This window comes from Muricauda sp. SCSIO 65647 (assembly GCF_021534965.1).
GTDB lineage: Bacteria > Bacteroidota > Bacteroidia > Flavobacteriales > Flavobacteriaceae > Flagellimonas_A.
Window position 1 is genome coordinate 526,965 of record NZ_CP091037.1, and the last position, 24,506, is coordinate 551,470.

A 24,506-nucleotide genomic window follows, 5' to 3' on the forward strand; every position below is an offset into this window, starting at 1 on the left:
AAATACGTATTTAACAATTCTTACTCTTCCAATCTGATATCAAGACCCAATCCTTTGAGCTCGTGCATCAATACATTGAAAGATTCTGGCAATCCAGGTTCTGGCATGCTCTCTCCCTTGACAATTGACTCATAGGTCTTTGCCCTACCGATAACATCGTCAGATTTCACGGTCAACAATTCACGAAGGGTAGATGATGCGCCATAGGCTTCCAGAGCCCAAACCTCCATCTCACCGAAACGTTGGCCACCAAACTGGGCTTTACCACCCAATGGTTGTTGTGTGATAAGGGAGTATGGGCCAATGGATCTGGCATGCATCTTGTCATCGACCATGTGACCCAGTTTCAGCATGTAAATGACCCCAACAGTGGCTGGCTGATGGAAACGTTGACCGGTACCACCATCATACAGATAGGTATGGCCGAATCGTGGCACCGCTGCTTCATCGGTCAACTCGTTGATTTCGTCAAGTGTGGCACCATCAAAAATCGGTGTTGCGAATTTCTTTTCGAGATTTTGTCCGGCCCAACCCAAAACGGTCTCATAAATCTGACCGATGTTCATACGTGATGGTACACCCAATGGGTTCAACACGATATCAACGGGCGTTCCATCTTCCAAGAACGGCATATCTTCTTGACGAACGATACGGGCAACGATACCTTTGTTACCGTGACGACCGGCCATCTTGTCACCGACCTTCAGCTTACGCTTTTTGGCGATGTAGACCTTGGCCAACTTCATGATGCCCGCAGGTAGCTCATCGCCCACAGAAATCGTGAACTTGTCTCTTCTTAGGTTTCCTTGTAGATCGTTCAACTTGATCTTATAGTTGTGCAATAGATCGTTGACCAAAACATTGGTCTTTTCATCGGTTGTCCAACTGCCACTGACCAAATGGGCAAAATCATCAACTGCATTGAGCATTTTGATGGTATATTTCTTGCCTTTCGGAAGAACTTCCTCACCTAGATCGTTCTGAACGCCCTGCGAGGTTTTGCCATTGACCAACTCAAAGAGTTTTTTGACCAGAACATCTTTCAATTGCTGGAATTTCACCTCGTAATCCATTTCCAGTCTGGTGATGGCTTCTTTATCCTCAGAGCGTTTTCTCTTGTCTTTGATTGAACGGGAGAAGAGCTTCTTGTCGATAACGACACCGTTCAATGATGGCGGTGCTTTCATCGAAGCATCTTTTACATCGCCTGCCTTATCGCCAAAGATGGCACGAAGAAGCTTTTCTTCAGGAGTTGGATCAGATTCACCTTTTGGGGTAATCTTACCGATCAATATGTCTCCAGGTTTGACTTCTGCACCGATACGGATCATGCCGTATTCATCAAGATCTTTAGTGGCTTCTTCAGAAACATTCGGAATGTCATTGGTCAATTCTTCGGCACCGAGTTTGGTATCCCTTACCTCCAAGGCATATTCATCAATGTGTATGGATGTAAAGATATCTTCCCGGACCACTTTTTCAGAAATCACAATGGCATCCTCGAAGTTATACCCTTTCCAAGGCATAAAGGCTACCTTGAGGTTTCTACCCAAGGCCAGCTCACCACTCTGGGTAGCGTAACCTTCGCAAAGTACTTGGCCCCTTTTCACTTTATCGCCTTTTTTGACGATAGGCTTCAAATTGATACAGGTACCTTGGTTTGTCTTTCTGAACTTGACCAATTCGTAGGTCTTGGAATCTTCCTCAAAGCTCACCAAACGTTCTTCTTCGTTTCGGGTGTATTTTATGATGATCTTGTGTGAATCAACATATTCAACAACCCCATCACCCTCTGCATTGATCAATACCCTCGAATCGGTGGCCACTTGCCTTTCTAGGCCTGTACCGACAATCGGTGACTCTGGTCGCAGCAATGGAACGGCTTGACGCATCATGTTCGACCCCATTAAAGCACGGTTCGCATCATCATGCTCCAAGAATGGGATCAATGATGCCGAAATTGAGGCAATCTGATTAGGGGCAACATCGGTGTAGTTGACTTCTTTTGGGTCAACCACTGGAAAATCGCCTTCTTCACGGGCAATTACCTTATCGCGCTCGATCGCACCATCATTCTTCAACGGAATATTGGCCTGGGCGATTTTCATTCCCTCTTCTTCTTCTGCGCTCAAATAAATGAAGTCTTTGGTATCGACCTTTCCTTTCGCCACTTTTCGATATGGTGTCTCCAAGAAGCCCATGGAATTCACCTTTGCAAATACCGATAATGAGGAAATCAGGCCAATGTTCGGACCTTCTGGTGTCTCGATCGGGCACAGCCTACCGTAATGGGTATAGTGAACATCACGTACCTCAAAACCTGCTCTCTCACGCGAAAGGCCACCAGGTCCCAATGCCGACATTCTTCGCTTGTGGGTAATCTCGGCCAAAGGATTGGTTTGATCCATGAACTGAGACAATTGGTTCGTTCCAAAGAATGAGTTGATCACCGAAGACAAAGTTTTCGCATTGATCAAATCAATTGGGGTAAAGACCTCATTGTCACGAACATTCATTCGCTCACGAATGGTTCTTGCCATACGGGCAAGACCAACACCGAACTGTTGCGATAATTGCTCACCAACGGTTCTAACACGACGATTTGATAAGTGGTCGATATCATCTATCTCAGCTTTTGAATTGATCAACTCGATCAAATACTTGATTATTGTAATGATATCTTCTTTGGTCAAGACCTGCTCATCCATTGCGATGTCAAGACCCAATTTTTTGTTCATTCGGTAACGCCCTACTTCACCAAGGTTGTAACGCTGGTCAGAGAAGAACAACTTATCTATGATACCCCTTGCCGTTTCTTCATCTGGCGGTTCTGCATTACGCAGTTGACGATAGATGTGTTCTACGGCCTCTTTTTCAGAGTTGGTCGGGTCTTTTTGAAGTGTATTGTGAATGATGGCGTAATCAGACTGTGCATTGTTCTCTTTATGGAGAAGAATGGTCTTTACGTCAGCATCCAAAATTTCATCGACATGCTCTTTTTCCAAAACCGTGTCACGATCCAAAACAATCTCGTTTCGCTCGATAGAGACTACTTCACCGGTATCTTCATCAACAAAATCTTCGTGCCATGTGTTCAATACCCTGGCCGCCAATTTTCGACCAAGTACCTTTTTCAGGCCAGTTTTAGAAACCTTGATTTCTTCTGAAAGGTCAAAAATCTCAAGGATATCTTTGTCCCTTTCATAACCAATGGCCCTGAACAGGGTAGTGACCGGTAATTTTTTCTTTCGATCAATGTAAGCGTACATCACTCCATTGATATCGGTCGCAAACTCAATCCAAGAACCTTTGAACGGAATGACCCTTGCCGAGTACAATTTTGTACCATTGGCATGGAAAGACTGGCCAAAGAAAACCCCTGGTGACCGGTGCAATTGTGAAACCACGACCCTTTCGGCCCCATTGACCACAAACGTTCCACTTGGTGTCATGTAAGGGATGGTGCCCAAGTACACATCTTGTACAATGGTCTCGAAATCTTCGTGTTCGGGATCGGTACAGTACAATTTCAAACGTGCCTTCAACGGTACGCTATAGGTAAGTCCGCGCTCAATACACTCTTGAATGGTGTATCGGGGCGGATCTATAAAATAATCCAAAAACTCAAGTACGAACTGGTTTCTGGTGTCCGTAATGGGGAAATTCTCCATGAAGGTATTGTAGAGCCCTTCATTGCCTCTTTTGTCAGATTTGGTCTCAAGCTGAAAAAAATCTTGAAACGATTTGATCTGAATGTCCAAGAAATCCGGGTATTCCGGTATGTTCTTAGCGGATGCGAAATTTATTCTTTCAGTCTGATTTTTGAACATCAATGGACAAATTTTGAACGTGAATATTACTTATGGGCGACATGCGACTTCACATGTCTCTATATAACAGGCTAAGGTCTAGCCCCGCAAAACGCGGGAAAAGACCTTAACCAAATCAATATGGTAACAGCTATTATTTAAGCTCAACTTCTGCTCCTGCTTCTTCCAATGATTTTTTGATACCTTCTGCCTCATCTTTGGAAACTCCTTCCTTAACTGCCTTAGGTGCACTGTCAACAATGTCTTTAGCATCTTTTAGGCCAAGACCGGTCAACTCTTTCACCAATTTGACAACAGCCAATTTAGACCCTCCTGGAGCCTTCAAAACTACATCAAATTCTGATTTCTCCTCAGCAGCCTCGGCCTCACCACCACCAGCAGCGGTACCACCGGCAACAGCAACAGCCGCAGCAGCAGGCTCAATACCGTATTCTTCTTTTAAGATGTCGGCCAACTCATTTACTTCCTTTACCGTAAGGTTAACCAACTGTTCCGCAAAATCTTTTAAATCTGCCATTTTTCTATCGTTTAATCAAATTTTTAAATATTCTAGTTTTAGTGCGTACAAATTATTTTTCAGATAGGGTCTTGAGTATTCCGGCCAATTTGCCGCCACCTGATTTAAGCCCTGAAATAACGTTCTTGGCGGGTGACTGCAACAATCCGATAATATCTCCGATAACCTCTTCTTTGGATTTGATATTGACCAAAGTTTCAAGGTTTTCATCCCCAATGTAAATGGCCTCCTCAATGAAGGCACCCTTTAACAAGGGCCTATCTGATTTCTTTCTGAAACTCTTGATAAGCTTGGCAGGGGCATTCCCCGTTTCCGCAAGCATCAAAGATGTATTCCCCTTCAATACTTCAGGAAGCTCACCAAATTCTTTATCTGAAACTTCCATTGCCTTTGCAAGCAATGTATTCTTGACAACAGACAGTTTAATATTGGCCTTGAAGCACGCCCTCCTCAAATTAGAGGTCGTCATCGCATCCAACCCTGAGATATCTGCCAAATAAATGTTGGCGTTCTCAGCTAACTGCGTAGTCAAATCTTCAATTACGGTTGCTTTTTCTTCTCTTGTCATTGTTACAATTTTAACTACCAGTTGTTAAACTGCTTTTGGATCTAATTGAACACTGGGACTCATGGTACTCGACATGAAGATACTCTTCATGTAAACGCCTTTGGCCGCTGCAGGCTTCATCTTCACCAAGGTATCGATCAACTCTTTGGCATTGCCCGCGATTTTATCGGCAGAAAAAGAAGCCTTACCGATGGCCGCGTGTACGATACCGGTCTTGTCAACCTTGAAATCGATTTTACCTCCTTTGACATCAGAGACCGCTTTTCCAACATCCATGGTCACGGTACCCGTCTTCGGATTGGGCATCAAGCCCCGGGGTCCGAGAATACGACCTAACGGACCTAGTTTACCCATTACACTGGGCATGGTCACGATAACATCGACATCTGTCCAACCGCCTTTGATCTTATCCAAATATTCATCTAACCCCACATAATCGGCACCTGCTTCTTTTGCTTCCGCCTCTTTGTCTGGGGTCACCAATGCCAAAACTTTCACATCTTTTCCGGTACCGTGGGGCAGGGTCACCACTCCACGAACCATCTGATTTGCTTTACGTGGATCAACACCCAAACGCACTGCCAAATCAACAGATGCATCAAATTTCACATTGGTAATTTCTTTTATCAAAGCCGAGGCTTCTTCCAAGGAGTACAACTTATTCTTGTCTAACTTGGCATGTGCCTCTTTTTGCTTTTTAGTCAATCTTGCCATTCTAAATTGCTTTTAAGATTTTAAAAAGGTCTTTTGCCTGCAACCTTTAGGCCCATTGAACGTGCCGTACCTGCAACCATGCTCATTGCTGATTCTACGGTAAAAGCATTCAAATCGACCATTTTGTCTTCGGCAATGGTCTTTACTTGATCCCAAGTAACAGACCCCGACTTGACTCTGTTAGGTTCGCCAGATCCTTTCTTAATCTTAGCTGCTTCCAACAACTGAACGGCCGCCGGTGGTGTCTTTACAACAAATTCAAATGATTTGTCTTTGTATACGGTGATAGCCACGGGCAAAACTTTGCCTTGCTTGTCCTGCGTACGTGCATTGAACTGCTTGCAGAACTCCATGATGTTAACACCAGCAGCACCTAAGGCGGGTCCGACCGGTGGCGATGGGTTCGCAGCACCTCCCCTAACTTGTAGTTTTACAACCTTATCTACTTCTTTTGCCATTTTTCTTAATTAAATTTAATTGTGTCAAAATTTGGAAGCAACACAATTTTTATATGTAACAGCTCTTAACTTTTATACTTTTTCTACTTGCATATAGCTGAGTTCCAATGGTGTCTTTCTACCGAAAATCTTGACCATTACCTCAAGCTTGCGCTTTTCTTCATTGATTTTTTCAACGGTTCCATTAAATCCGTTGAAGGGGCCGTCGATGACCTTCACGGTTTCACCCAAAACAAATGGTATGGCCACATTGTCTGTGTTCACGGCCAATTCATCTACTTTGCCCAACATTCTGTTCACCTCTGCCTTGCGCAATGGCACGGGATCACCGCCCTTGGTCTCACCCAAGAAACCGATTACATTGGTAATCGATTTGATGACATGGACCATCTCACCGCCAAGATTGGCCTTAATCATGATATATCCGGGAAAATAGGTACGCTCTTTATTGATTTTCTTTCCGTTCCTGATCTGCACGACCTTTTCGGTCGGCACCAAAACTTCTTCTAGATAATCGCCAAGACCCTGTCGCTCCACCTCGCTTTCGATATAGCCCTTGATTTTGTTCTCTTGGCCGCTGACGGCACGAACGACATACCATTTTTTCTCCAATACCTCAGACATCGCCTATCCTATTAATTTTTCAAAGTACAACGCGATCAACTTACTGAAAAGGGTATCGACACCCCAGGTCGCCAACGCAAAAATTATTGAGAAAACTGCAACGATGACCATTAGGTTCGATGCTTCTTCCCGATTCAGCCAGGTAACATTGTTTTTCAACTCTTCCCAAGATTCCTTTACGTAAGTGAACATATGAACTTATCTTATTCAGCACGGGAGGAGAGACTTCCCTCGACTACGCTCGGGATAAACTTCTCGTCTCACAGGCTCTTTCCTTTATTCAGCACGGGAGGAGAGACTTCCCTCGACTGCGCTCGGGATAAACTTCTCGTCTCACAGGCTCTTTCCTTTATTCAGCACGGGAGGAGAGACTCGAACTCCCGACACCTGGTTTTGGAGACCAGTGCTCTACCAACTGAGCTACACCCGTTTTTGTGGTGCTCTACCTCCCGATAACTATCGGGAGAGCTACACCCGTTTTTGTGGTGCTCTACCTCCCGATAACTATCGGGAGAGCTACACCCGTTTATAATTACACCGAAAGGTATCCCGAGGTTTCGGGACACCCTTACGTGCAATTGTATTTACAATATGGTTAATCTAAAATTTCAGTTACCTGACCCGCACCTACGGTTCTACCTCCTTCACGGATAGCGAAACGTAGCCCTACATTCAATGCGATTGGCTGAATCAAGTCAACAGTAATGGTCAAGTTGTCACCAGGCATTACCATCTCGACTCCGTCAGGCAATACAATATTACCGGTTACGTCAGTCGTACGAACGTAGAACTGGGGACGGTAGTTGTTGTGGAACGGAGTGTGACGACCACCTTCTTCTTTCTTGAGGATATACACCTCAGCTTTGAACTTGGCGTGAGGAGTTACAGAACCTGGCTTGCAGATTACCATACCCCTTTTGATATCGGTCTTTTCGATACCTCTCAACAAGATACCTACGTTATCACCAGCCTCGCCCCTATCCAAAATCTTACGGAACATCTCAACACCTGTAATGGTCGAAGTTAATTTCTCAGCACCCATACCGATGATGTCAACAGGGTCACCGGTCTTGGCCACACCGGTCTCTATACGACCTGTTGCAACCGTACCACGACCCGTAATGGTGAAAACATCTTCGATGGGCATCAAGAAGTCTTTATCAACATCCCTTTTAGGAAGCTCGATCCAAGTATCTACGGCATCCATCAATTCTTTTACAGTGCTCACCCATTTTTCTTCACCGTTCAAGGCACCCAATGCAGAGCCAGCGATAACGGGTCCGTTGTCACCATCGTACTCATAGAAAGAAAGCAATTCCCTTACTTCCATTTCTACAAGTTCTAAAAGCTCGTCGTCGTCGACCATATCGACCTTGTTCAAGAACACAACGATTCTCGGAATACCTACCTGACGGCCCAAAAGAATGTGCTCACGCGTTTGTGGCATAGGCCCATCGGTAGCGGCAACAACCAAAATGGCGCCATCCATCTGGGCAGCACCCGTTACCATGTTCTTCACGTAATCGGCGTGACCAGGACAGTCAACGTGTGCATAGTGTCTGCTTGCCGTTTGGTACTCAACGTGTGATGTGTTGATGGTAATACCCCTTTCTTTTTCTTCAGGGGCATTGTCAATAGAATCAAAGCTTCTAGTTTCAGAAAGACCTTCATTGGCCAAAACTGTTGTGATAGCAGCAGTCAATGTGGTCTTACCGTGATCTACGTGTCCAATGGTACCAATATTTAAGTGTGGTTTGGAACGATCGAAAGTTTCCTTTGCCATTTTTAAAAATTTTAATCTTAGTTTATATTAGTGTACAAATCGTTTTCTTTGAGCCAACGACGGGCCCCGATAGCTATCCGGGGAACCCGTGAACCGAAAATCGTTCGGCTTATCACGGAATTTAACCCATCAGTAATTTCAAATATCTTTTGAGCCAACGACGGGAATTGAACCCGTGACCTCTTCCTTACCAAGGAAACGCTCTACCCCTGAGCTACGTCGGCGTAAAGTGTTTGATCTACATCCTTTAAAAAAGGAAGAGATTTCTGCCTACACTTCATCTGCGCTCGGTGCAGGCGCAGGAATGACATTTCTGTCACGCTCAGAGCGGGAGACCAGGTTTCCCTCGACTCCGCTCAGGATAAACTTCTCACCCTGAACTCTAGATTCGATGTTCATCTTGAGCGGGAGACCGGGTTTCCCTCGACTCCGCTCGGGATAAACTTCTCACCCTGAACTCTAGATTCGATGTTCATCTTGAGCGGGAGACCAGGTTTCCCTCGACTCCGCTCGGGATAAACTTCTCACCCTGAACTCTAGATTCGATGTTCATCTTGAGCGGGAGACCGGGTTCGAACCGGCGACATTCAGCTTGGAAGGCTGACGCTCTACCAACTGAGCTACTCCCGCAAAAATTTTCAAAATTTCAACCTTAAAATTCCAATAGAAACTTTGTCCTTTCTAGAATTTGAACTTTTTAACGCCAATGCAAAAAAAATTTGTGGGGAGAGCAGGATTCGAACCTGCGAAGGTGAAAACCAACAGATTTACAGTCTGTCCTCGTTGGCCGCTTGAGTATCTCCCCTCCTTATTTTCAGTGCTTTACGAGCCGATGGAGGGACTCGAACCCACGACCTGCTGATTACAAATCAGCTGCTCTAGCCAGCTGAGCTACATCGGCGATTTAGCCCCTTTTTTTACACAAAAAAAGCCCGTTATTTCTAACGGACTGCAAATGTATATATTTATTTTAGGAATCAAAACAAATTTTCAAAAATTTTGGCTAGGCCTTAGCCCTCATTTTTTCCTTTCTTTTTACGAGTTTACGCTCTAAAGAACTGCAAGCCGAATCGACCGCTTCTTCAAACGACTTACACTGTTTTTTGACAATAAAACGATCTCGGGGCACATGCACTTTAATCTCTACAATTTTGTTTTCCTTGGCACTGGTATTCTCGACCTTGAGGTATACATCTGAGCTTATGACCTTGTCATAAAATAAATCCAATTTGTCCATTCTTTCTTGAACAAATCCCAATAACTTTTGGTCGGCTACAAAATTCACAGATTGTGCATTTACCTTCATATGATTTCTTTTTTATCCGCCCTTGAAGATTGACGGAGGTTAAACAATCACAAGAACCCTACTGTTTCTTGTTTCTAGGATGTGCAGAGAGGTGCACTTTCTTTAGCTCGGTTATGCTATTATGTGTATAAACCTGTGTCGAGGCCAAACTCGAATGGCCCAACAGTTCTTTTACCGAGTTCAAATCTGCCCCATTGTTCAAAAGATGTGTCGCAAAGGTGTGCCGCAGCACATGAGGACTCTTTTTGAGCTTTGGAGACACTAAACTAAGATACTTATTTATAATCCTATATACAAGATTTTCATATATTTTGTGACCCGCTTTTGTCAGAAACAATGCGTTGGAATCGTGTATGACTTCGAGGGCATTTCGCCGTGCGAGATATTCGTTTAAAAAGATAACCGTACTCTTGAGCAAGGGTATGATGCGTTCTTTGCTTCTTTTGCCAAAGACCTTTATTATCTGTTGTTCGGTATCAATATCGGTAAGCTGCAGATTGACCAACTCTGCCCTTCTGATCCCTGTGGTGTAGAGCAATTCGATCATCAATCTGTCTCGGGTACCTTCGAGATCATTTTCAAATGGGATCTGCGAGAACATGTTCTGCATTTCACCTTCTGAAAACGGAATCTCAATCTTTTTATTTGTTTTCAGCGCCTTGTGCTTGGCCAATGGTGAAGCGACCAGAATACCCGTTTTCTGCAAAAACCTGTAGTAGGCCTTAAGGGAGGCTATCTTTCGGTTGACACTTCTGTTGGTCAGCCCTTCATCGACCAATTTGACGATCCAATTTCTTATAATAGGGTATTGTACCTGCTCGAGACCATCAATCCCAAATTCATGTTTGCAGAAATCGGCAAAAGAACCAATATCTTTTTGATAGGCATTGACGGTGTGTGCCGAATAGTTTTTCTCTTTTGAGAGATGCTGTACGAATGAAGTTATCGACATGCCCCCAAAGTTACTAAATGAAACCTGTCAATATTGGATAAAAAAAATCCGCCGTGGATTTTCATGGCGGATTGTATTTTTATCATCTATGGATTGTTGCTACAGTTCTTCTTTCTCTTTCAAGTGCTGAATATACTGGGCCTTTTGTACTTCGGCCCTGCGCTTTACAGATGGTTTTGTAAACTGCTGTCTCCGACGAAGCTGTCGCATGACCCCAGTTTTATCAAACTTTCGCTTGAATCTCTTCAAGGCCCTATCGATGTTTTCTCCTTCTTTTACCGGTATTATTAACATAGGCTACAACCTCCTTTCTTTAGAATTTCGGAGCGCAAATATACAAATGAAATATTTGATTAAAAGGCTTACTTCAAAATATTTTTTGATATGACCACTTTCTGTATCTCAGATGTACCCTCGCCAATGGTGCAAAGTTTGGCATCCCTATAGAATTTTTCAACGGGAAAATCTTTCGTATAGCCGTATCCACCATGAATCTGAACAGCTTCGTTCGCCACCTTGACACACAACTCTGAAGCGTACATTTTGGCCATGGCACTCAACTTAGTGACCGGCCTTCCCTGATTCTTGACAAAGGCGGCTTTGTGCAATAAAAGTTCAGCTGCCTCTATTTCGGTGGCCATATCAGCAAGTTTAAAGGAAATACCTTGAAATTCACTGATGGGTTTGCCGAACTGCACCCTTTCTTTTGAATACTTTAGTGCTGCTTCATAAGCTCCTTTAGCAATGCCTAGTGACAAGGCTCCGATAGAGATACGCCCACCATCCAATACCTTCATGGATTGTATGAAGCCATCTCCTACTTTTCCCAATAGGTTGGCATCTGGTATGCGGCAATCAGATAAAATCAATTCAGCCGTTTCACTGGCACGCATGCCCAGCTTGTCTTCTTTTTTTCCACTGGTAAACCCTGGAGTGCCCTTTTCAACAACAAAAGCACTCATGCCCCGGCTATCACCCTTTTCGCCCGTTCTGGCCACAACTACGGCAATATCACCACTTATGCCATGGGTTATAAAATTTTTCGCACCGTTCAAGACCCAATGGTTGCCATCTTTGATCGCCGTGGTGTTCATGCCCCCGGCGTCTGAGCCAGTATTGTGCTCTGTCAATCCCCAAGCACCCAACCACTCTGCCGTTGCCAATTTGGGAATCCATCGCTGTTTTTGCTCATCATTGGCAAATGAGAGTATATGATTGGTACATAAAGAATTATGCGCGGCCACAGAAAGACCAATGGAGGGATCAACTTTTGAAATTTCTTCAATTATGGCTACATATTCATGATAGCCCAAACCAGAGCCTCCCAATATTTCTGGGACCAAAACCCCCATGAAACCCATTTCACCGGCTTTTTTAAAAAGCGCGACAGGAAAGGTCTGTGCCTCATCCCACTCCATGATATGTGGCCTGATATGTTGCTCAGCGAACCCTTTGGCAGATCCTGCTACCATTTTTTGGGTTTCTGAGTAATCAAAGTTGGTTGAAGACAATGTTTCAGTAATCATTTATAGCAATTTTTTTACAGGGACAAATATAACTTAATTCTATCAATCTTTTCGCTCGGAAAGCCTTGTATAGCAGCCAAATCGTCAAAGGAATCGATTCTACCGTTCTTTTGTCTGTAAGTAATGATTTCGTCTGCAAGGTCATAACCGATATACACCAAACCCACCATTTCATCTTTCGTGGCAGTATTGATATTTATTTTTTTGATCGGGGGTGGATTCAGTACCTGAAAATGTTCAAATACCCTTTTGGCAACATCTTTCTCCAGCCCATACACATCATTCAGTTGCCCATTGACCAAAAAACCGCCCAAACGGTTTCTGAACTTGATTATTCTAGCTGATAGCTTGTCGCCAATGCCATATATGGTCTTCAGGTCTTCTGCCGTGGCAGCATTTAAATCTGCAATTGGCGCCGATATCAGGCCTTGTCGGGTACCTGAATTTTGACTTCTTTGCCTTGACGCCCATTCGGGAAATTTAAAGTATGGCGAGATGGCCGCCAAAAGTGAATCAGAAACTTGGGTGACCTTTTGAAATCCCTCAACTGAATTTATCCACTTGTCTTGGGCGCGATAGTTGTGCAGCCTGTCGATTTCATCAACCGACATTCCTAAAACATATCCCCTATGATCAGAAATGAAATTGGGGTTGAACCTTTGTATCCTGATCGAATCTTTGGTTAAAAGAACCGACTTGATATTATCGATACGTTTTTGGGCAAGGGTGTCAATCGCAAAATCAGGATACCTTTTTTGCAAATACCGATTTTCAAGGAATAGATAGATGGTTTGCAGCACTATGATGAGGAGCAGCAAAAAGAAAATCCCACTTCGTTCTTGTCTGCTGAACCTAAAGTGAGATCTAAATTTTTTCAAGTTACCCTTCTTGTTTCTTCATCGACTTAATGGCGCTCAAATACTTGTTCATTTCTTCTTTTACCCTTGGGAACAGTAACAACAGACCGATCATATTTGGAAATACCAAAGCCAAAATCATCGCGTCTGAAAACGCAAATACCGCACCTAGGGAAGCCGAAGCACCGATAACGGTGAACACTATGAACAGTACTTTATAGGTCAAATCTGTGGCCCTGCCCCTACCGAACAAGAATTTCCAAGATTGCAGACCGTAATATGACCACGATACCATTGTCGAAATAGCGAACAGAAATACGGCCAAGGTCAACACGTAGGGAAACCAAGGAATCACCGATTCAAAGGCCATAGATGTCAAATTTACACCTCCGATCTGCGCTCCATCGACCAGAACATTACCAGCACCATCACCACCGTACTCAAAAACACCTCCGCTGTTATAGAATATGATGACCAAAGCCGTCATAGTACAAATAACAACGGTATCGATGAAAGGTTCTAAGAGTGCCACGACCCCTTCACTTGCCGGATACTTTGTTTTTACGGCCGAGTGTGCGATCGCTGCCGATCCGGCACCGGCTTCATTTGAGAAAACGGCCCTTCTGAAGCCCACTATCAAAACACCGAACAAACCGCCGAGCCCAGCTTCAGGCGTAAAAGCTCCTTTGATTATGAGCGCGAATGCATCATCTATATATGAAAAATTTGCAAAAATGACGATCAGGCAGGCAAGGGCGTATATAACTGCCATAAACGGTACTATTTTTTCGGTAACCGAGGCTATCCTTTTGATTCCGCCTATTATCACTACCCCAACGATTGCCGCAAACATCAATCCAAAGAGAAAACCGGTTGAACCTCCTGTAAGGTTCATCATATCGGCCATTTGTTCAGCGGCCTGATTGGCTTGAAAAGCGTTGCCCCCGCCAAATGAGGCGCCCACACATAGAATGGCAAAAATCACGGCCAAAGCCTTGCCCAATCCTGTAAAGCCACGCTCCTTTAACCCTCGTGACAAATAGTACATTGGGCCCCCATGCACTACCCCGTTTTCGTCAACATCCCTATACTTGACGCCCAGGGTACACTCTACAAATTTTGTCGACATGCTCAACAACCCGCAAATTATCATCCAAAAAGTCGCACCTGGTCCGCCTATCGCAATGGCCAAGGCTACCCCAGCGATATTTCCCAAACCAACCGTACCCGAAACCGCCGTGGCAAGGGCCTGAAAATGGCTCACTTCACCCTCTTTACTCTCATCGCGAATGGTGTCGGGCAAATCGCCTTCGACAATATTTACTTCGGCCCTTTCAACCCCATGGCCCTCTGGCAACTCAATCTCATCATATTTTCCCCTTACCGTGTTAATGGCCAATGGAAACCTTCTGATATTCACAAAACCGAAATACAAGGTGAAAAAGACCGCGCCCAAAACAAGAATAATCACCACAAGCGGAATACCTGTGCCGGGCACTTGCCAAAAAACTATACTTTCCCAAACGGCCGTAATGGGTTGAAACCAAGCATTGATCCTATCATCAAGGCCCATTTCTGCCGTTTCTTGTGAAAATGTAAGTAGTGGAAAAATAAGAGCGAAAAAAGCTAGAAGACGTTGCTTCATGGTGGTTATTTTGGAATGTTAGATTAATGTAAAGGCGACAATATCCTAAAAAAAATCATCGCAATCAAATTTATTGGGTCATTCACTACTCGATCTGGAACATCTCATTCAGCTTTCGAATCTGTTCGGGTCGGCCCAATACTATGACTTTTCCCTTGGGTTCCAATTCCAAATCAGCCTCTGGATTGATGAGGTACTTGCCTTCAGGGTCAATATAGCCGATAATGGTACAGCCAGTCTTGCGCCTTAAATCGAGATCACGAATCGATTTGCAATCCATCTGATCGGTGAAGTCCTCTATTTCTACCTCTTCTAAATTGGTGGTATTCTCACCCTCTACAGAAAGTTGGTCCATGAACGTAATGAGGTCGGGCATTACCACCAAAGATGCCATATGGTCACCTCCGATCTTATCGGGCATGATCACCTTATCAGCACCCGCGAATTCCAGTTTTTTGAGAGAAGTGACCTGCGAAGCACGGCTAATGATAAACAAGTTTGTATTCAACTGCCTGGCCGAAAGCACCACAAAAAGATTTACGGCATCATCAGGAACCGCTGTAATCAAATACCTGGCCCTATCAACACCGGCCGCCAACAATACCTGATCTTCATTGACATCACCCTCTATGAACAGAACATCATTCTCGTACCGTTCGATGACCTCTTTATCTTTTTCGATTACCACAAAAGGCATCTTATAGGCTTTTAGCTTATTGGCCGCCTGCATGCCATTTCTGCCAAATCCACAAATAACGACATGGCCAGAAAGGTTTTTAATCATGTTTCTCACCCTTTTCTTTTTTAGGAGTTGCATTGAATTTCGGCTTAGCACATACTCGGTGACCACCGAGATGGCATAAGCCGAGATGAATACACTGCCCATAATCAAAAATACGGTAAATATCTTGGCTTGAATGGGCATCGGGCCCACCTCTGTAAACCCCACAGTGGTAATCGTGATTACGGTCATGTACATGGCATCCAGCCAAGACAGGCCAGAAAGAAAATGATAGCCGAACATACCTGCAAGAAGTATGGTCAGCATCAACGAAATGGCCAAAATTATTTTTGATTTAAACAGTCTCAGCATGGTTATAGATCAAAGACAGAAGTTCTTTTGGTGTACACCAAGTCTTTTATTTTGAGCCAAAAAGCAATGAACAAATATAGGGCGAAGCCAAAACCCAGCGTGACAAAAGTGAGGTATATAAAAGTAGTACGAACGGTTCTTGCCCTTATGCCCAAACGCTCTGCTATACGTTCGCATACTTCAAACCCCCTTTTTTGAAAGTAATATAGAATACCATAAAACCAGCTCATGGCTAAAATTATAAATTTCTTGACAATAAATCGGCGCCCACTGCACATTGCAAACAACGATTCTTGGCACAATATGCATTGTAAAGTTGAATTTTCGCCTGACTTTGCCAGGCATTTTCGGTGTGCTGGCCTATATAATCAAATTTCTCAATGATACTGTTTTTCTCAGCCTTTACATTGGAAGCCAATTCAATAAGCTCTTCATGTACCGCCCTGCCCATTTTCTTGGCGTAACAGAATTTTATGGGAACGATAGTGTTCAACACCAATAATTCCACAAAGCTTTTGGTCAGTTTTTTTGTGCTCTTTTTTGATAGCTTTCCAAAAGTGTAATGTTCTTCCCAGTACGCACTGGCAGATACATCAAAAACTCCATAAAAGTCTTGAAGCCTTTTCAGTTGAATGACCTCATTGAACAGATTTGCCCTTTTGTGATAGACCGCCGCAAGCTGCGGCAGGCGAATGGTCGGGAAATTATTGGGTCTCAGACCAAAAAATGTCGGCTTTTGGGCGACCCTCGCTTGTAAGCCAAATTTAGTTTTCAGAAAGTCGAATTCTGTTCTGAGTCGGGTCAAATATTCATCCTGCACTTCATGTTGCAACAAACCCAACATACCAAAAAATAGGGCTTCAAGCAGTTGTGGGTCATGACTTATTTTTCTGATAATCGAAAAATCCAACGCTTGTGACGCAGTAAAAAAAGTCTGACCATTGGTGTTCAGACCAAAATTTTTCATCAAAAGACAGAACAAGACCTTTTCCCAATCGTTCTTTGAGTGTTCGAGCAATTCAAATACCACGTTTGATTTTTGCTGCAACCGTTCAAAAAAGAGTCTTTCAAACCAGTTTTCAAGAAGAAAACCATCAATTTCACCAAAATCGCGCTCACAATTGATGAACGTTTTCTTTGAATTTTGAAAAAGCTTTTTATAGCTATTCAGCAAATCAACGGAAAGATAGTTCTTCAGTTCAAGGGTGGGTATCTCAGTGCCATCTTTTCTGAAGACCGAGACATCATCTTCCCAGACTACATGCAAGATGACATTGTCGTAATTTCTATCGCTCTCATGCCCATGGGCATACCAATCTGAAGATTTCAAATGAATTTCGACATTGCCTGCCCATTCTTGGCTCCCTATTTCAAGCCGTGCATTGAAAAAGTCAGGGCCTTCACCATGATTGTGGATTCCTGTCTTAGTGATGACAATAGGTTTGCCATTGGTGGTTTGAAGTGATCGTATCGGAAACTTTTGATATTTCCAGACGAAATGAAGTACATCTTCACGCATTGGGCGAAAATAGAAATTGCTCACCAATTTCCAGCATAGGCCAAATCGTCACCTGACCTGAATTTCAGATAATCATATCTAATGGCGTTGATTTGCCTTATGTGATGATAATCATGGGCCAACCAATTTATCAAAAATTTTTTGGCGCTTCTCGGCCCCACTTCAGGATGGTCAACGGTCTGCTCCCATTTTGGGTCTTGTAATGATTGGAGCCAGTTCACTGATTTTTGCCGTTCATCAAGAAAATTCTGCAAGACCAACTTGAAATCTTGACCCAAATAATTACGGTCTTTTGGCCACCTTTGGGGTTTTATCGGTTTAAGGGGCAGGTCTGGGGTTTCAAGCACATGCTGGGTTCTTGCCCTAAAATCTTCTACTTCCTCATCCAACAAATGGCAAACGATTTCTAACGGACACCATTTTTCTACATCGGGCTTCCACTTTTGGGCCTCAAAAGGAAGGTCTTCCAACAAATCCTTAAAAACGGTTCCGTTTCTTTTAAGTTCGAGTATGATGGACCGGGGTTGCATCAGGGCTCGATTACTTCACCTTCCCATTCATTGAAACCGCCCATCAAATTATAGGCGTTTTCAAAACCCAATTGGTTCATCAAAGCGCAAGCTTGGCCACTTCGGTTACCAGAGCGGCAATACACATAATAGTTTTTCGACTTATCGAGCTTTTCGACCTCATCTAAAAATTCTTGCCCCAAGTATATGTCTATATTGGTGGCATCGGGTATATAACCCTCTTCAACCTCTTCGGGGGTGCGTACATCCAATATAAAAGCGTTGTCATCGCTGGCCAGTTGTTCGGCCCATTCTTCTTGTGTCAAATCTGCCATTTTTACAAGTTTAAATTTGTCAAAAATAAAAATCCGAAGCATAGCTCCGGACCTAAATCGCTGTATTTTTCGTATCAGACCTTTATAGAACATCCAATGGCCTTGGTCGTGGTCACCTCAATTTCGTTACCGGCCAACATCGCATCGACGGCATTCTCAACGTATTTGTCCTCGACCTGGGCCGCATTTTGATAGTTGTCATCTATGGCGCCAATGTACCTAACAACATTGCCATTGGTCGTTTTTTCGAGCAAAAATACATGGGGTGTTCTTTTGGCCCCGTACTGTGGATAGATTTCTTGCCCCTCATCCAACAAATACGGAAAAGTGAAACCCTTCTCGGCCGCACGTTGCTGCATGGCTTCAAAACTGTCTCCGGGCTGTAGTGCAGGATTGTTCGGATTGATGGCGATCACGGGTACCCCAAGTGGTTTGTACTTTGCATCCAACCCGATGATACGGTCTTCATAGGCGACGGCATATGGGCACATATTACAGGTGAAAATGACCAAAAAACCTTTGGCATCACCATAGTCAGAAAGGGAAACCATACTATCATCGATATTCTTCAATGAAAAGTCTGTCGCGATATCACCGATAGCATAGCCTACAAGCTCGGCATCTGATGGCTGGGTGAAAGCCCCTAATGTAAATACCAACAGCAATGTACCAATTGTTCTTAGTGTTTTCATATGTGAATTTTTATTGCATTTTATCTATTTCATGTGTCAGCTCTTCATAGGTAAGGCCCCGCTCAAAAAAAATACGTTGGTCGTTTTTATATATCAATGTAGCAGGAATGCCCCCGCCCCAATCTTCATCAACCTTTGGAATCCAATCATTCATGTTGGGGTCATCAAGAATAATGACTTTAGACTGTATGTTTTTCTTTTCTACAAAAGGTTCCAGCTTTGATTTCCACATTGAGGGCATATCTAAACTTACCAGCAGTACCTCGACCCCGTTGTCTTTTTGCTCGGCATTGACTTTTTCAAAATAAGGAAGCTCTTTGATACAGGGTTTGCACCAAGTCGCCCAGAAATTGACAACATGAACCTTGTCGTCAACTTTGTTCAAATAGGGTTTGAATTCATCGAAATCATATATCGGAAACTTGACCTGTACCGGTGGCCGGGGCGTGTCAGCACTGGCATATACAGAAGTAGTGTCCACATCTTGATTTTTATGCCCACTGTCTTTGCAACTTGCTAACAGAAACATTGAAAAAAAACCAAGAAAAAACAAACGGTTCATATATAGCATTTTAGATTCGTAAATTTAACCATTGGCCTGACCGGCTTTTTTGTTTTAACAAAACTTTATCGCATACAGATTTGTTCGGTTACTAAAAATAGCTATACATTTGTATATACAATTATTGTAATGACATGAATGTAGAAGAGGTCATCAAGACAACCAGAAAAATTCCATTGGAATCGAGAACGCTGATCCACATGACCTTGGTACACCACAAAGTCAACGAGATACTGGCCAATGCCCTCAAACCTTTTGAGATTTCTTTGCAACAATTCAATGTACTGCGAATTTTAAGAGGGCAAAAAGGGTTACCGGCCAATCTCTCTACCCTCAATGAGCGTATGGTCACCAAAATGAGCAACACCACAAGATTGGTCGATAAGTTAATCGCCAAAGGATATGTTGAGCGAACCATCTGCGAGGCCAATCGGCGTAAGGTCGAGATTACACTGACCGACAATGGCAGAACCGCTCTTTCTGAAATGGATATTGCCGTTGCCAATGCCGAAAAAATGGCCGTGCAACGATTTTCAAAAAAAGAATTGGAAGAATTAAACACGTTATTGGATAAATTTTAAAATGGAAACTGTACTCGAAAATAGAACCTGGCGTTATGCCACCAAGAAATTCGATGCCGACAAAAAGGTATCTGAACATGATTTAGAGTTATTGTTGGAAGCTACACGATTGAGTGCCTCATCGTATGGTCTACAACCCTATCATTTATATGTCATCACCGAACAAAACCTGAAAGAGCAGCTCAAGCCTGCCTCTTGGGGGCAGTCACAAATCACCGATGCTTCGCATATCATCGTATTTGCCAACAAAACCGATTTCGGGGAGGAGTTGATGGATGACTATCTGAAAAATGTGAGCAAGACCCGAAACATTCCCGAAGAGAATTTAAAGGGGTACAGTGATTTTATGAAATCAAAACTGCTGGATCTTTCACCAGAACAAAAAAGTGTTTGGACCTCAAAGCAGGCCTATCTTGCTTTTGGCAATATGATTCAGGCCGCTTCAGAATTAAAAATAGATACCTGCCCCATGGAAGGTTTTGAAGCTGGACAGTACAACAAAATTTTGGGTCTTGAAGCTAAAAACCTGAACGCAGCCGTGGTGTTGGCCATAGGGTACCGTTCAGAGAAAGACGAGACCCAGCACTACCCCAAAGTGCGAAAATCAAAGCGAGAATTATTCACCCATTTATAAATCAAAAACAAAATCAATTATCAAAATCATGAAAAAGAACGTATTAAGTCTAGCGTTGACCCTTACATTTGGCCTAACGGCCTTGGCGAACCCAATTGATGGGGAGAAAAAAGAAGTGAAGACCGATGCCAGTACCGTCACTTGGAAAGCCTACAAAGTAACCGGTTCGCACACCGGTACCGTTGACCTAAAGTCTGGAGCACTGATGTTCGATGACAACGGCAAATTGTCTGGCGGTGAATTTGAGGTTGACATGACCTCTTTGATTTCGACCGACTTAGAGGGCGAGTACAAGGGCAAGCTCGAAGGTCATCTAAAATCTGATGATTTTTTCAGTGTCGCCAACCACCCCACCTCTAAACTGGTCTTTACCAACGTCAAAGCATCCGGCAAAAACTCATATGAAGTAACGGGTGACCTGACCATTAAGGGCATCACCAAACCCGTGACCTTTGATGTGTCGATCTATGGCAGTAAAGCTACGGCCACTATGAAAGTCGACAGGGCACAATACGATGTGCGATATGGCTCTGGCAGCTTCTTCGAAAACCTTGGTGACAAGACCATCTATGATGAATTCGACTTGGTCGTCGATTTGGAATTCTAAGAATTTGGTTTAGTGTTTGCAAATCCCATCCATGGTTTTCTGGGGTGGGATTTTTTTATTTTCGTTTGCCAAAACCAAATTCCTTTCTATATTTGAAGCAATGAAACGAACAATCGTAAATACGTGGTGGTGGCTAAACTTACGTCGAACATCGTGAGCTAGTCCCTACTATATGAACATATAAAAAGGCCTGTCATCACGACAGGCCTTCATTTTTATATCAATCCGAGATGAGATTCGAACTAAAGACACATTACAAAAAAATACTGGCCGATACCATTACACCCGTAAGTGTATATCTAAAGGTACGTGATAGGTTTCCGAACAGTATTTTGTTGGAAAGTAGTGATTACCATGCCAACGACAACAGTTTTTCATATATCTGCTGCAATCCGATTGCCTATATAAAAGTACAGGACGAAAAGATCATTCAACAGTTCCCCGATGGTTCATTTGAAGAAACGAAAATCAAAGAAGATATTGACCTGACCGCAGTAATCGATGGTTTTGCCACACGCTTCTCTGTAAAAGGCCATGATTTCAAGTTCATCAATAACGGACTGTTCGGGTATATGGCCTATGACGCCGTACGTTATTTTGAATCCGTACAAATCTCGAAAAAAGAAAACGCGGTGGAAATACCCGATATCTTCTATGCCGTTTATCAGAATATCATCGCCATCAACCATTTCAAGAACGAAGCCTATATCTTCGCCCACTGCCATGATAACGAGAGTAACATTGAAGATATACACCAACTGTTGAAAGCAAGAAATTTTGCCACCTATAACTTCTCAAAGCAAGGCAAAGCCATTTCCAACCTTGAAGATGAAGAATATCGTGAGCATGTGCGTTTGGCCAAAAAACACTGCCAACGCGGCGATGTGTTTCAATTGGTACTCTCAAGACGGTTTTCCCAAGGTTTTAAAGGAGATGAATTCAACGTCTATCGCGCTTTGCGCTCTATCAATCCCTCACCTTATCTTTTCTATTTCGATTATGGGGATTTCAAAATCTTCGGAAGCTCTCCCGAGGCACAATTGATCGTTAAAGATGGTAAGGCCGAGATACACCCCATTGCAGGCACGTACAAGCGTACGGGAAATGACGAGAAAGATGCTGAACTGGCCAAAAAACTGGCAGCTGATGACAAAGAGAACAGCGAGCATGTGATGTTGGTCGATCTTGCGCGTAACGACCTCAGCCGAAACGGTTATGCGGTGAATGTAGAGACCTATCGCGAAGTACAGTATTTCTCACATGTGATCCATTTGGTCTCAAAGGTCACAGGACAAAAGAAAGCGGCCATCTCGACACTGAAAATCGTGGCAGACACCTTTCCGGCAGGTACGTTGAGCGGAGCCCCAAAACACATGGCCATGCAACTGATTGAGAAATATGAAAAGACCAACCGCGCTTATTACGGTGGAGCCATTGGTTTTATGGATTTTCAGGGCAATTTCAACCACGCCATCATGATCCGAACCTTTTTGAGCAAGAACCATACCCTGCACTATCAAGCTGGTGCCGGTTTGGTGGCCGCTTCAGACCCGGATGCGGAGCTACAGGAAACCTATAACAAATTGGGCGCCTTGAACAAGGCCCTTGAAATCGCTGAAAGGATTTAAAATGGGCAGGAAAGTTTTGATGATAGACAATTACGATAGTTTCACCTACAATTTGGTGCACTATTTAGAAGATCTTGAATGTGATGTGGTGGTCAAACGAAATGACCAATTAACACTGCAAGATGTGGAACCGTTCGATGAAATTGTATTATCGCCGGGGCCTGGAATTCCTGATGAGGCCGGGCTTCTTAAACCGATTATTGAGCGCTACGCCCCCAACAAACGTATTTTTGGGGTGTGCCTCGGGCAACAGGCCATCGGAGAAGTCTTTGGCGGCAGCCTTGTCAATTTAGACCAGGTCTATCACGGCATCGCCACTACCATAAAAATCACCAAAGATGATTACATTTTCAAAGGCATTCCAAAAGAAATCGCAGTGGGTCGCTATCATTCTTGGGTAGTGCATCCAGACCTTCCAGAAACGCTGGAGGCCACTTCTTTTGATGAAAACGGACAGGTCATGTCACTACGACATAAAGAATATGATGTTCGGGCGGTACAATTTCACCCTGAATCGGTGCTCACCCCCCATGGAAAACAAATGCTAAAAAATTGGTTGGAAAAATGAAAGAAACCCTTAATAGACTTATCAACCACGAAATCTTGACAAAAGAAGATGCTAAGCAGATTTTGGTGAATATCGCCAAAGGCGAATATAACACCAGTCAGATCGCGGCTTTTTTGACCGTGTATATGATGCGCAGCATCACCATCGAAGAGTTGGAAGGTTTTCGTGATGCCCTACTGGAACTTTGTCTTGCGGTGGATTTGAGCGAGTACAATCCGATCGATCTATGTGGCACAGGGGGTGATGGCAAAGACACATTTAACATTTCGACCCTCGCATCATTTGTTACTGCGGGGGCAGGTATAAAAGTGACCAAACATGGTAATTACGGAGTTTCCTCAAAGTGTGGCAGCAGCAACGTGATGGAATTTCTCGGTATCAAATTCAGCAATGAGGCAGATTTCTTGCGGAGGTCCATCGAGGAGGCCGGAATCTGTGTGCTGCATGCACCATTGTTTCATCCTGCCATGAAAAATGTGGCCCCCATCAGAAGGGAACTGGCCGTAAAGACCTTCTTCAACATGTTGGGGCCAATGGTGAATCCTGCCTTCCCAAAAAACCAAATGGTCGGGGTATTCAATTTAGAATTGGCAAGAATGTACGGCTACCTCTATCAGAACACGGATAAAAACTTTACGGTGCTACATGCATTGGATGGATACGATGAAATCAGTTTGACCGGCAATACCAAAACCATTTCAAATGAAACCGAAAGTATGATCACGCCCGAAGATTTTGGAGTAGCACCCATATCAGCTTCTGAGATCATAGGTGGCGATGATGTCGCCGAATCAGCCCAGATTTTTATGAACGTGCTGAACGGCAAGGGTACCGAGGCCCAAAACAATGTGGTCTGTGCCAATACGGGGGTGGCCATTGCCACTGTTGAAGGTATCGATGTAAAAGAGGGTTTTGAAAAGGCCAAAGAATCGTTGTTAAGTGGCAAAGGATTGATGGCATTGAAGAAATTGCAGGAATTGAGTAAAAATTAAAGTCAT

At 43.7% G+C, this 24,506-nt stretch carries 27 protein-coding genes and 5 tRNA genes; 6 read left to right on the top strand and 26 right to left on the bottom strand.

Annotated features, from left to right (window positions below):
- Window positions 1-20 precede the first annotated feature (20 nt).
- From rpoB to L0P89_RS02405, 26 genes are all read right to left on the bottom strand, one after another.
- Entirely contained in the window at window positions 21-3,830 is a 3,810-nt protein-coding gene (rpoB, locus tag L0P89_RS02280; protein WP_235266787.1) for a DNA-directed RNA polymerase subunit beta, read from the bottom strand.
- A 133-nt stretch (window positions 3,831-3,963) separates the two neighbouring features.
- Window positions 3,964-4,347 carry a 50S ribosomal protein L7/L12 gene (gene rplL / locus L0P89_RS02285; protein WP_235266788.1) on the bottom strand — a complete coding sequence of 128 codons (384 nt, stop codon included), beginning with the start codon at window positions 4,345-4,347 and terminating at the stop codon, window positions 3,964-3,966.
- Between the two features lie 52 nt (window positions 4,348-4,399).
- Window positions 4,400-4,915 (bottom strand): 50S ribosomal protein L10, encoded by a 516-nt coding sequence (gene rplJ / locus L0P89_RS02290; protein WP_235266789.1) that lies wholly within the window; start codon window positions 4,913-4,915, stop codon window positions 4,400-4,402.
- 24 nt (window positions 4,916-4,939) lie between these two features.
- Complete coding sequence (gene rplA / locus L0P89_RS02295) at window positions 4,940-5,629, bottom strand: 50S ribosomal protein L1 (protein WP_235266790.1); 690 nt, start codon at window positions 5,627-5,629, stop codon at window positions 4,940-4,942.
- A 20-nt stretch (window positions 5,630-5,649) separates the two neighbouring features.
- On the bottom strand, window positions 5,650-6,087 hold the full coding sequence (gene rplK / locus L0P89_RS02300) for a 50S ribosomal protein L11 (protein WP_235266791.1): 438 nt from the start codon (window positions 6,085-6,087) through the stop codon (window positions 5,650-5,652).
- A gap of 72 nt (window positions 6,088-6,159) precedes the next feature.
- The gene (gene nusG / locus L0P89_RS02305) at window positions 6,160-6,711 is read right to left on the bottom strand and encodes a transcription termination/antitermination protein NusG (RefSeq protein WP_235266792.1); all 552 of its coding nucleotides are present in this window, start codon (window positions 6,709-6,711) and stop codon (window positions 6,160-6,162) included.
- 3 nt (window positions 6,712-6,714) lie between these two features.
- The gene (gene secE, locus L0P89_RS02310; RefSeq protein WP_235266793.1) at window positions 6,715-6,903 is read right to left on the bottom strand and encodes a preprotein translocase subunit SecE; all 189 of its coding nucleotides are present in this window, start codon (window positions 6,901-6,903) and stop codon (window positions 6,715-6,717) included.
- Between the two features lie 165 nt (window positions 6,904-7,068).
- Window positions 7,069-7,141: transfer RNA gene (locus L0P89_RS02315), tRNA-Trp, on the bottom strand.
- Between the two features lie 165 nt (window positions 7,142-7,306).
- Window positions 7,307-8,494, bottom strand: a complete 1,188-nt coding sequence (gene tuf / locus L0P89_RS02320) for an elongation factor Tu (RefSeq protein WP_235266794.1) — start codon at window positions 8,492-8,494, stop codon at window positions 7,307-7,309.
- A gap of 152 nt (window positions 8,495-8,646) precedes the next feature.
- Window positions 8,647-8,718: transfer RNA gene (locus tag L0P89_RS02325), tRNA-Thr, on the bottom strand.
- 333 nt (window positions 8,719-9,051) lie between these two features.
- Window positions 9,052-9,124 (bottom strand) — tRNA-Gly (locus L0P89_RS02330).
- Between the two features lie 92 nt (window positions 9,125-9,216).
- Window positions 9,217-9,299 (bottom strand) — tRNA-Tyr (locus tag L0P89_RS02335).
- 22 nt (window positions 9,300-9,321) lie between these two features.
- Window positions 9,322-9,395 (bottom strand) — tRNA-Thr (locus tag L0P89_RS02340).
- Between the two features lie 102 nt (window positions 9,396-9,497).
- Window positions 9,498-9,800 (bottom strand): ribosome hibernation-promoting factor, HPF/YfiA family, encoded by a 303-nt coding sequence (gene hpf, locus L0P89_RS02345; protein ID WP_235266795.1) that lies wholly within the window; start codon window positions 9,798-9,800, stop codon window positions 9,498-9,500.
- A gap of 58 nt (window positions 9,801-9,858) precedes the next feature.
- Window positions 9,859-10,752, bottom strand: coding sequence for a tyrosine-type recombinase/integrase (locus L0P89_RS02350; protein ID WP_235266796.1), 894 nt, complete (start codon window positions 10,750-10,752; stop codon window positions 9,859-9,861).
- Between the two features lie 99 nt (window positions 10,753-10,851).
- Window positions 10,852-11,046 carry a 30S ribosomal protein S21 gene (rpsU, locus tag L0P89_RS02355; RefSeq protein WP_235266797.1) on the bottom strand — a complete coding sequence of 65 codons (195 nt, stop codon included), beginning with the start codon at window positions 11,044-11,046 and terminating at the stop codon, window positions 10,852-10,854.
- A 68-nt stretch (window positions 11,047-11,114) separates the two neighbouring features.
- Window positions 11,115-12,278 carry an acyl-CoA dehydrogenase family protein gene (locus L0P89_RS02360; protein ID WP_235266798.1) on the bottom strand — a complete coding sequence of 388 codons (1,164 nt, stop codon included), beginning with the start codon at window positions 12,276-12,278 and terminating at the stop codon, window positions 11,115-11,117.
- Between the two features lie 14 nt (window positions 12,279-12,292).
- On the bottom strand, window positions 12,293-13,156 hold the full coding sequence (locus tag L0P89_RS02365) for a helix-hairpin-helix domain-containing protein (RefSeq protein WP_235266799.1): 864 nt from the start codon (window positions 13,154-13,156) through the stop codon (window positions 12,293-12,295).
- A 1-nt stretch (window position 13,157) separates the two neighbouring features.
- Window positions 13,158-14,780 (bottom strand): alanine/glycine:cation symporter family protein, encoded by a 1,623-nt coding sequence (locus L0P89_RS02370; RefSeq protein WP_235266800.1) that lies wholly within the window; start codon window positions 14,778-14,780, stop codon window positions 13,158-13,160.
- A gap of 85 nt (window positions 14,781-14,865) precedes the next feature.
- Complete coding sequence (locus tag L0P89_RS02375; protein ID WP_235266801.1) at window positions 14,866-15,873, bottom strand: potassium channel family protein; 1,008 nt, start codon at window positions 15,871-15,873, stop codon at window positions 14,866-14,868.
- Window positions 15,874-15,875: 2 nt separating this feature from the next.
- Window positions 15,876-16,103 (bottom strand): PspC domain-containing protein, encoded by a 228-nt coding sequence (locus tag L0P89_RS02380; protein WP_235266802.1) that lies wholly within the window; start codon window positions 16,101-16,103, stop codon window positions 15,876-15,878.
- A gap of 8 nt (window positions 16,104-16,111) precedes the next feature.
- Window positions 16,112-17,392, bottom strand: a complete 1,281-nt coding sequence (locus L0P89_RS02385; protein ID WP_235266803.1) for a DUF2851 family protein — start codon at window positions 17,390-17,392, stop codon at window positions 16,112-16,114.
- Between the two features lie 20 nt (window positions 17,393-17,412).
- Window positions 17,413-17,922: a DinB family protein gene (locus L0P89_RS02390; RefSeq protein WP_235266804.1), complete on the bottom strand. Its 510-nt coding sequence runs from the start codon at window positions 17,920-17,922 to the stop codon at window positions 17,413-17,415.
- Window positions 17,922-18,236 carry a rhodanese-like domain-containing protein gene (locus L0P89_RS02395; RefSeq protein WP_235266805.1) on the bottom strand — a complete coding sequence of 105 codons (315 nt, stop codon included), beginning with the start codon at window positions 18,234-18,236 and terminating at the stop codon, window positions 17,922-17,924. The genes L0P89_RS02390 and L0P89_RS02395 overlap by 1 nt, the downstream gene beginning before the upstream one ends.
- A 74-nt stretch (window positions 18,237-18,310) precedes the next feature.
- Window positions 18,311-18,928, bottom strand: a complete 618-nt coding sequence (locus L0P89_RS02400) for a thioredoxin family protein (protein ID WP_235266806.1) — start codon at window positions 18,926-18,928, stop codon at window positions 18,311-18,313.
- A 10-nt stretch (window positions 18,929-18,938) separates the two neighbouring features.
- Window positions 18,939-19,490: a TlpA disulfide reductase family protein gene (locus L0P89_RS02405; protein ID WP_235266807.1), complete on the bottom strand. Its 552-nt coding sequence runs from the start codon at window positions 19,488-19,490 to the stop codon at window positions 18,939-18,941.
- A gap of 134 nt (window positions 19,491-19,624) precedes the next feature.
- Here L0P89_RS02405 and L0P89_RS02410 point away from each other — a divergent pair, with 134 nt between their 5' ends.
- From L0P89_RS02410 to trpD, 6 genes are all read left to right on the top strand, one after another.
- Window positions 19,625-20,071: a MarR family winged helix-turn-helix transcriptional regulator gene (locus L0P89_RS02410; protein ID WP_235266808.1), complete on the top strand. Its 447-nt coding sequence runs from the start codon at window positions 19,625-19,627 to the stop codon at window positions 20,069-20,071.
- 1 nt (window position 20,072) lies between these two features.
- Window positions 20,073-20,705 carry an NAD(P)H-dependent oxidoreductase gene (locus tag L0P89_RS02415; protein WP_235266809.1) on the top strand — a complete coding sequence of 211 codons (633 nt, stop codon included), beginning with the start codon at window positions 20,073-20,075 and terminating at the stop codon, window positions 20,703-20,705.
- 28 nt (window positions 20,706-20,733) lie between these two features.
- On the top strand, window positions 20,734-21,312 hold the full coding sequence (locus L0P89_RS02420; RefSeq protein ID WP_235266810.1) for a YceI family protein: 579 nt from the start codon (window positions 20,734-20,736) through the stop codon (window positions 21,310-21,312).
- A 230-nt stretch (window positions 21,313-21,542) separates the two neighbouring features.
- On the top strand, window positions 21,543-22,940 hold the full coding sequence (locus L0P89_RS02425) for an anthranilate synthase component I family protein (RefSeq protein WP_235266811.1): 1,398 nt from the start codon (window positions 21,543-21,545) through the stop codon (window positions 22,938-22,940).
- Between the two features lies 1 nt (window position 22,941).
- The gene (locus L0P89_RS02430; RefSeq protein WP_235266812.1) at window positions 22,942-23,508 is read left to right on the top strand and encodes an aminodeoxychorismate/anthranilate synthase component II; all 567 of its coding nucleotides are present in this window, start codon (window positions 22,942-22,944) and stop codon (window positions 23,506-23,508) included.
- The gene (gene trpD, locus L0P89_RS02435) at window positions 23,505-24,500 is read left to right on the top strand and encodes an anthranilate phosphoribosyltransferase (protein WP_235266813.1); all 996 of its coding nucleotides are present in this window, start codon (window positions 23,505-23,507) and stop codon (window positions 24,498-24,500) included. The genes L0P89_RS02430 and trpD overlap by 4 nt, the downstream gene beginning before the upstream one ends.
- The last annotated feature ends 6 nt before the right edge of the window (window positions 24,501-24,506 follow it).

Coding starts and splice junctions, on each gene's coding strand:
- trpD (WP_235266813.1), top strand. CDS start 23,505: ATGAAAGAAACCCTTAATAGACTTATCAACCACGAAATCTTGACAAAA.
- L0P89_RS02405 (WP_235266807.1), bottom strand. CDS start 19,490: ATGAACCGTTTGTTTTTTCTTGGTTTTTTTTCAATGTTTCTGTTAGCA.
- L0P89_RS02415 (WP_235266809.1), top strand. CDS start 20,073: ATGGAAACTGTACTCGAAAATAGAACCTGGCGTTATGCCACCAAGAAA.
- L0P89_RS02360 (WP_235266798.1), bottom strand. CDS start 12,278: ATGATTACTGAAACATTGTCTTCAACCAACTTTGATTACTCAGAAACC.
- L0P89_RS02425 (WP_235266811.1), top strand. CDS start 21,543: ATGAGATTCGAACTAAAGACACATTACAAAAAAATACTGGCCGATACC.
- nusG (WP_235266792.1), bottom strand. CDS start 6,711: ATGTCTGAGGTATTGGAGAAAAAATGGTATGTCGTTCGTGCCGTCAGC.
- L0P89_RS02370 (WP_235266800.1), bottom strand. CDS start 14,780: ATGAAGCAACGTCTTCTAGCTTTTTTCGCTCTTATTTTTCCACTACTT.
- rplK (WP_235266791.1), bottom strand. CDS start 6,087: ATGGCAAAAGAAGTAGATAAGGTTGTAAAACTACAAGTTAGGGGAGGT.
- rplJ (WP_235266789.1), bottom strand. CDS start 4,915: ATGACAAGAGAAGAAAAAGCAACCGTAATTGAAGATTTGACTACGCAG.
- L0P89_RS02380 (WP_235266802.1), bottom strand. CDS start 16,103: ATGAGCTGGTTTTATGGTATTCTATATTACTTTCAAAAAAGGGGGTTT.
- tuf (WP_235266794.1), bottom strand. CDS start 8,494: ATGGCAAAGGAAACTTTCGATCGTTCCAAACCACACTTAAATATTGGT.
- rplL (WP_235266788.1), bottom strand. CDS start 4,347: ATGGCAGATTTAAAAGATTTTGCGGAACAGTTGGTTAACCTTACGGTA.
- L0P89_RS02420 (WP_235266810.1), top strand. CDS start 20,734: ATGAAAAAGAACGTATTAAGTCTAGCGTTGACCCTTACATTTGGCCTA.
- secE (WP_235266793.1), bottom strand. CDS start 6,903: ATGTTCACTTACGTAAAGGAATCTTGGGAAGAGTTGAAAAACAATGTT.
- L0P89_RS02385 (WP_235266803.1), bottom strand. CDS start 17,392: ATGCGTGAAGATGTACTTCATTTCGTCTGGAAATATCAAAAGTTTCCG.
- L0P89_RS02410 (WP_235266808.1), top strand. CDS start 19,625: ATGAATGTAGAAGAGGTCATCAAGACAACCAGAAAAATTCCATTGGAA.
- rpsU (WP_235266797.1), bottom strand. CDS start 11,046: ATGTTAATAATACCGGTAAAAGAAGGAGAAAACATCGATAGGGCCTTG.
- rplA (WP_235266790.1), bottom strand. CDS start 5,629: ATGGCAAGATTGACTAAAAAGCAAAAAGAGGCACATGCCAAGTTAGAC.
- L0P89_RS02390 (WP_235266804.1), bottom strand. CDS start 17,922: ATGCAACCCCGGTCCATCATACTCGAACTTAAAAGAAACGGAACCGTT.
- rpoB (WP_235266787.1), bottom strand. CDS start 3,830: ATGTTCAAAAATCAGACTGAAAGAATAAATTTCGCATCCGCTAAGAAC.
- hpf (WP_235266795.1), bottom strand. CDS start 9,800: ATGAAGGTAAATGCACAATCTGTGAATTTTGTAGCCGACCAAAAGTTA.
- L0P89_RS02395 (WP_235266805.1), bottom strand. CDS start 18,236: ATGGCAGATTTGACACAAGAAGAATGGGCCGAACAACTGGCCAGCGAT.
- L0P89_RS02350 (WP_235266796.1), bottom strand. CDS start 10,752: ATGTCGATAACTTCATTCGTACAGCATCTCTCAAAAGAGAAAAACTAT.
- L0P89_RS02375 (WP_235266801.1), bottom strand. CDS start 15,873: ATGCTGAGACTGTTTAAATCAAAAATAATTTTGGCCATTTCGTTGATG.
- L0P89_RS02400 (WP_235266806.1), bottom strand. CDS start 18,928: ATGAAAACACTAAGAACAATTGGTACATTGCTGTTGGTATTTACATTA.
- L0P89_RS02430 (WP_235266812.1), top strand. CDS start 22,942: ATGGGCAGGAAAGTTTTGATGATAGACAATTACGATAGTTTCACCTAC.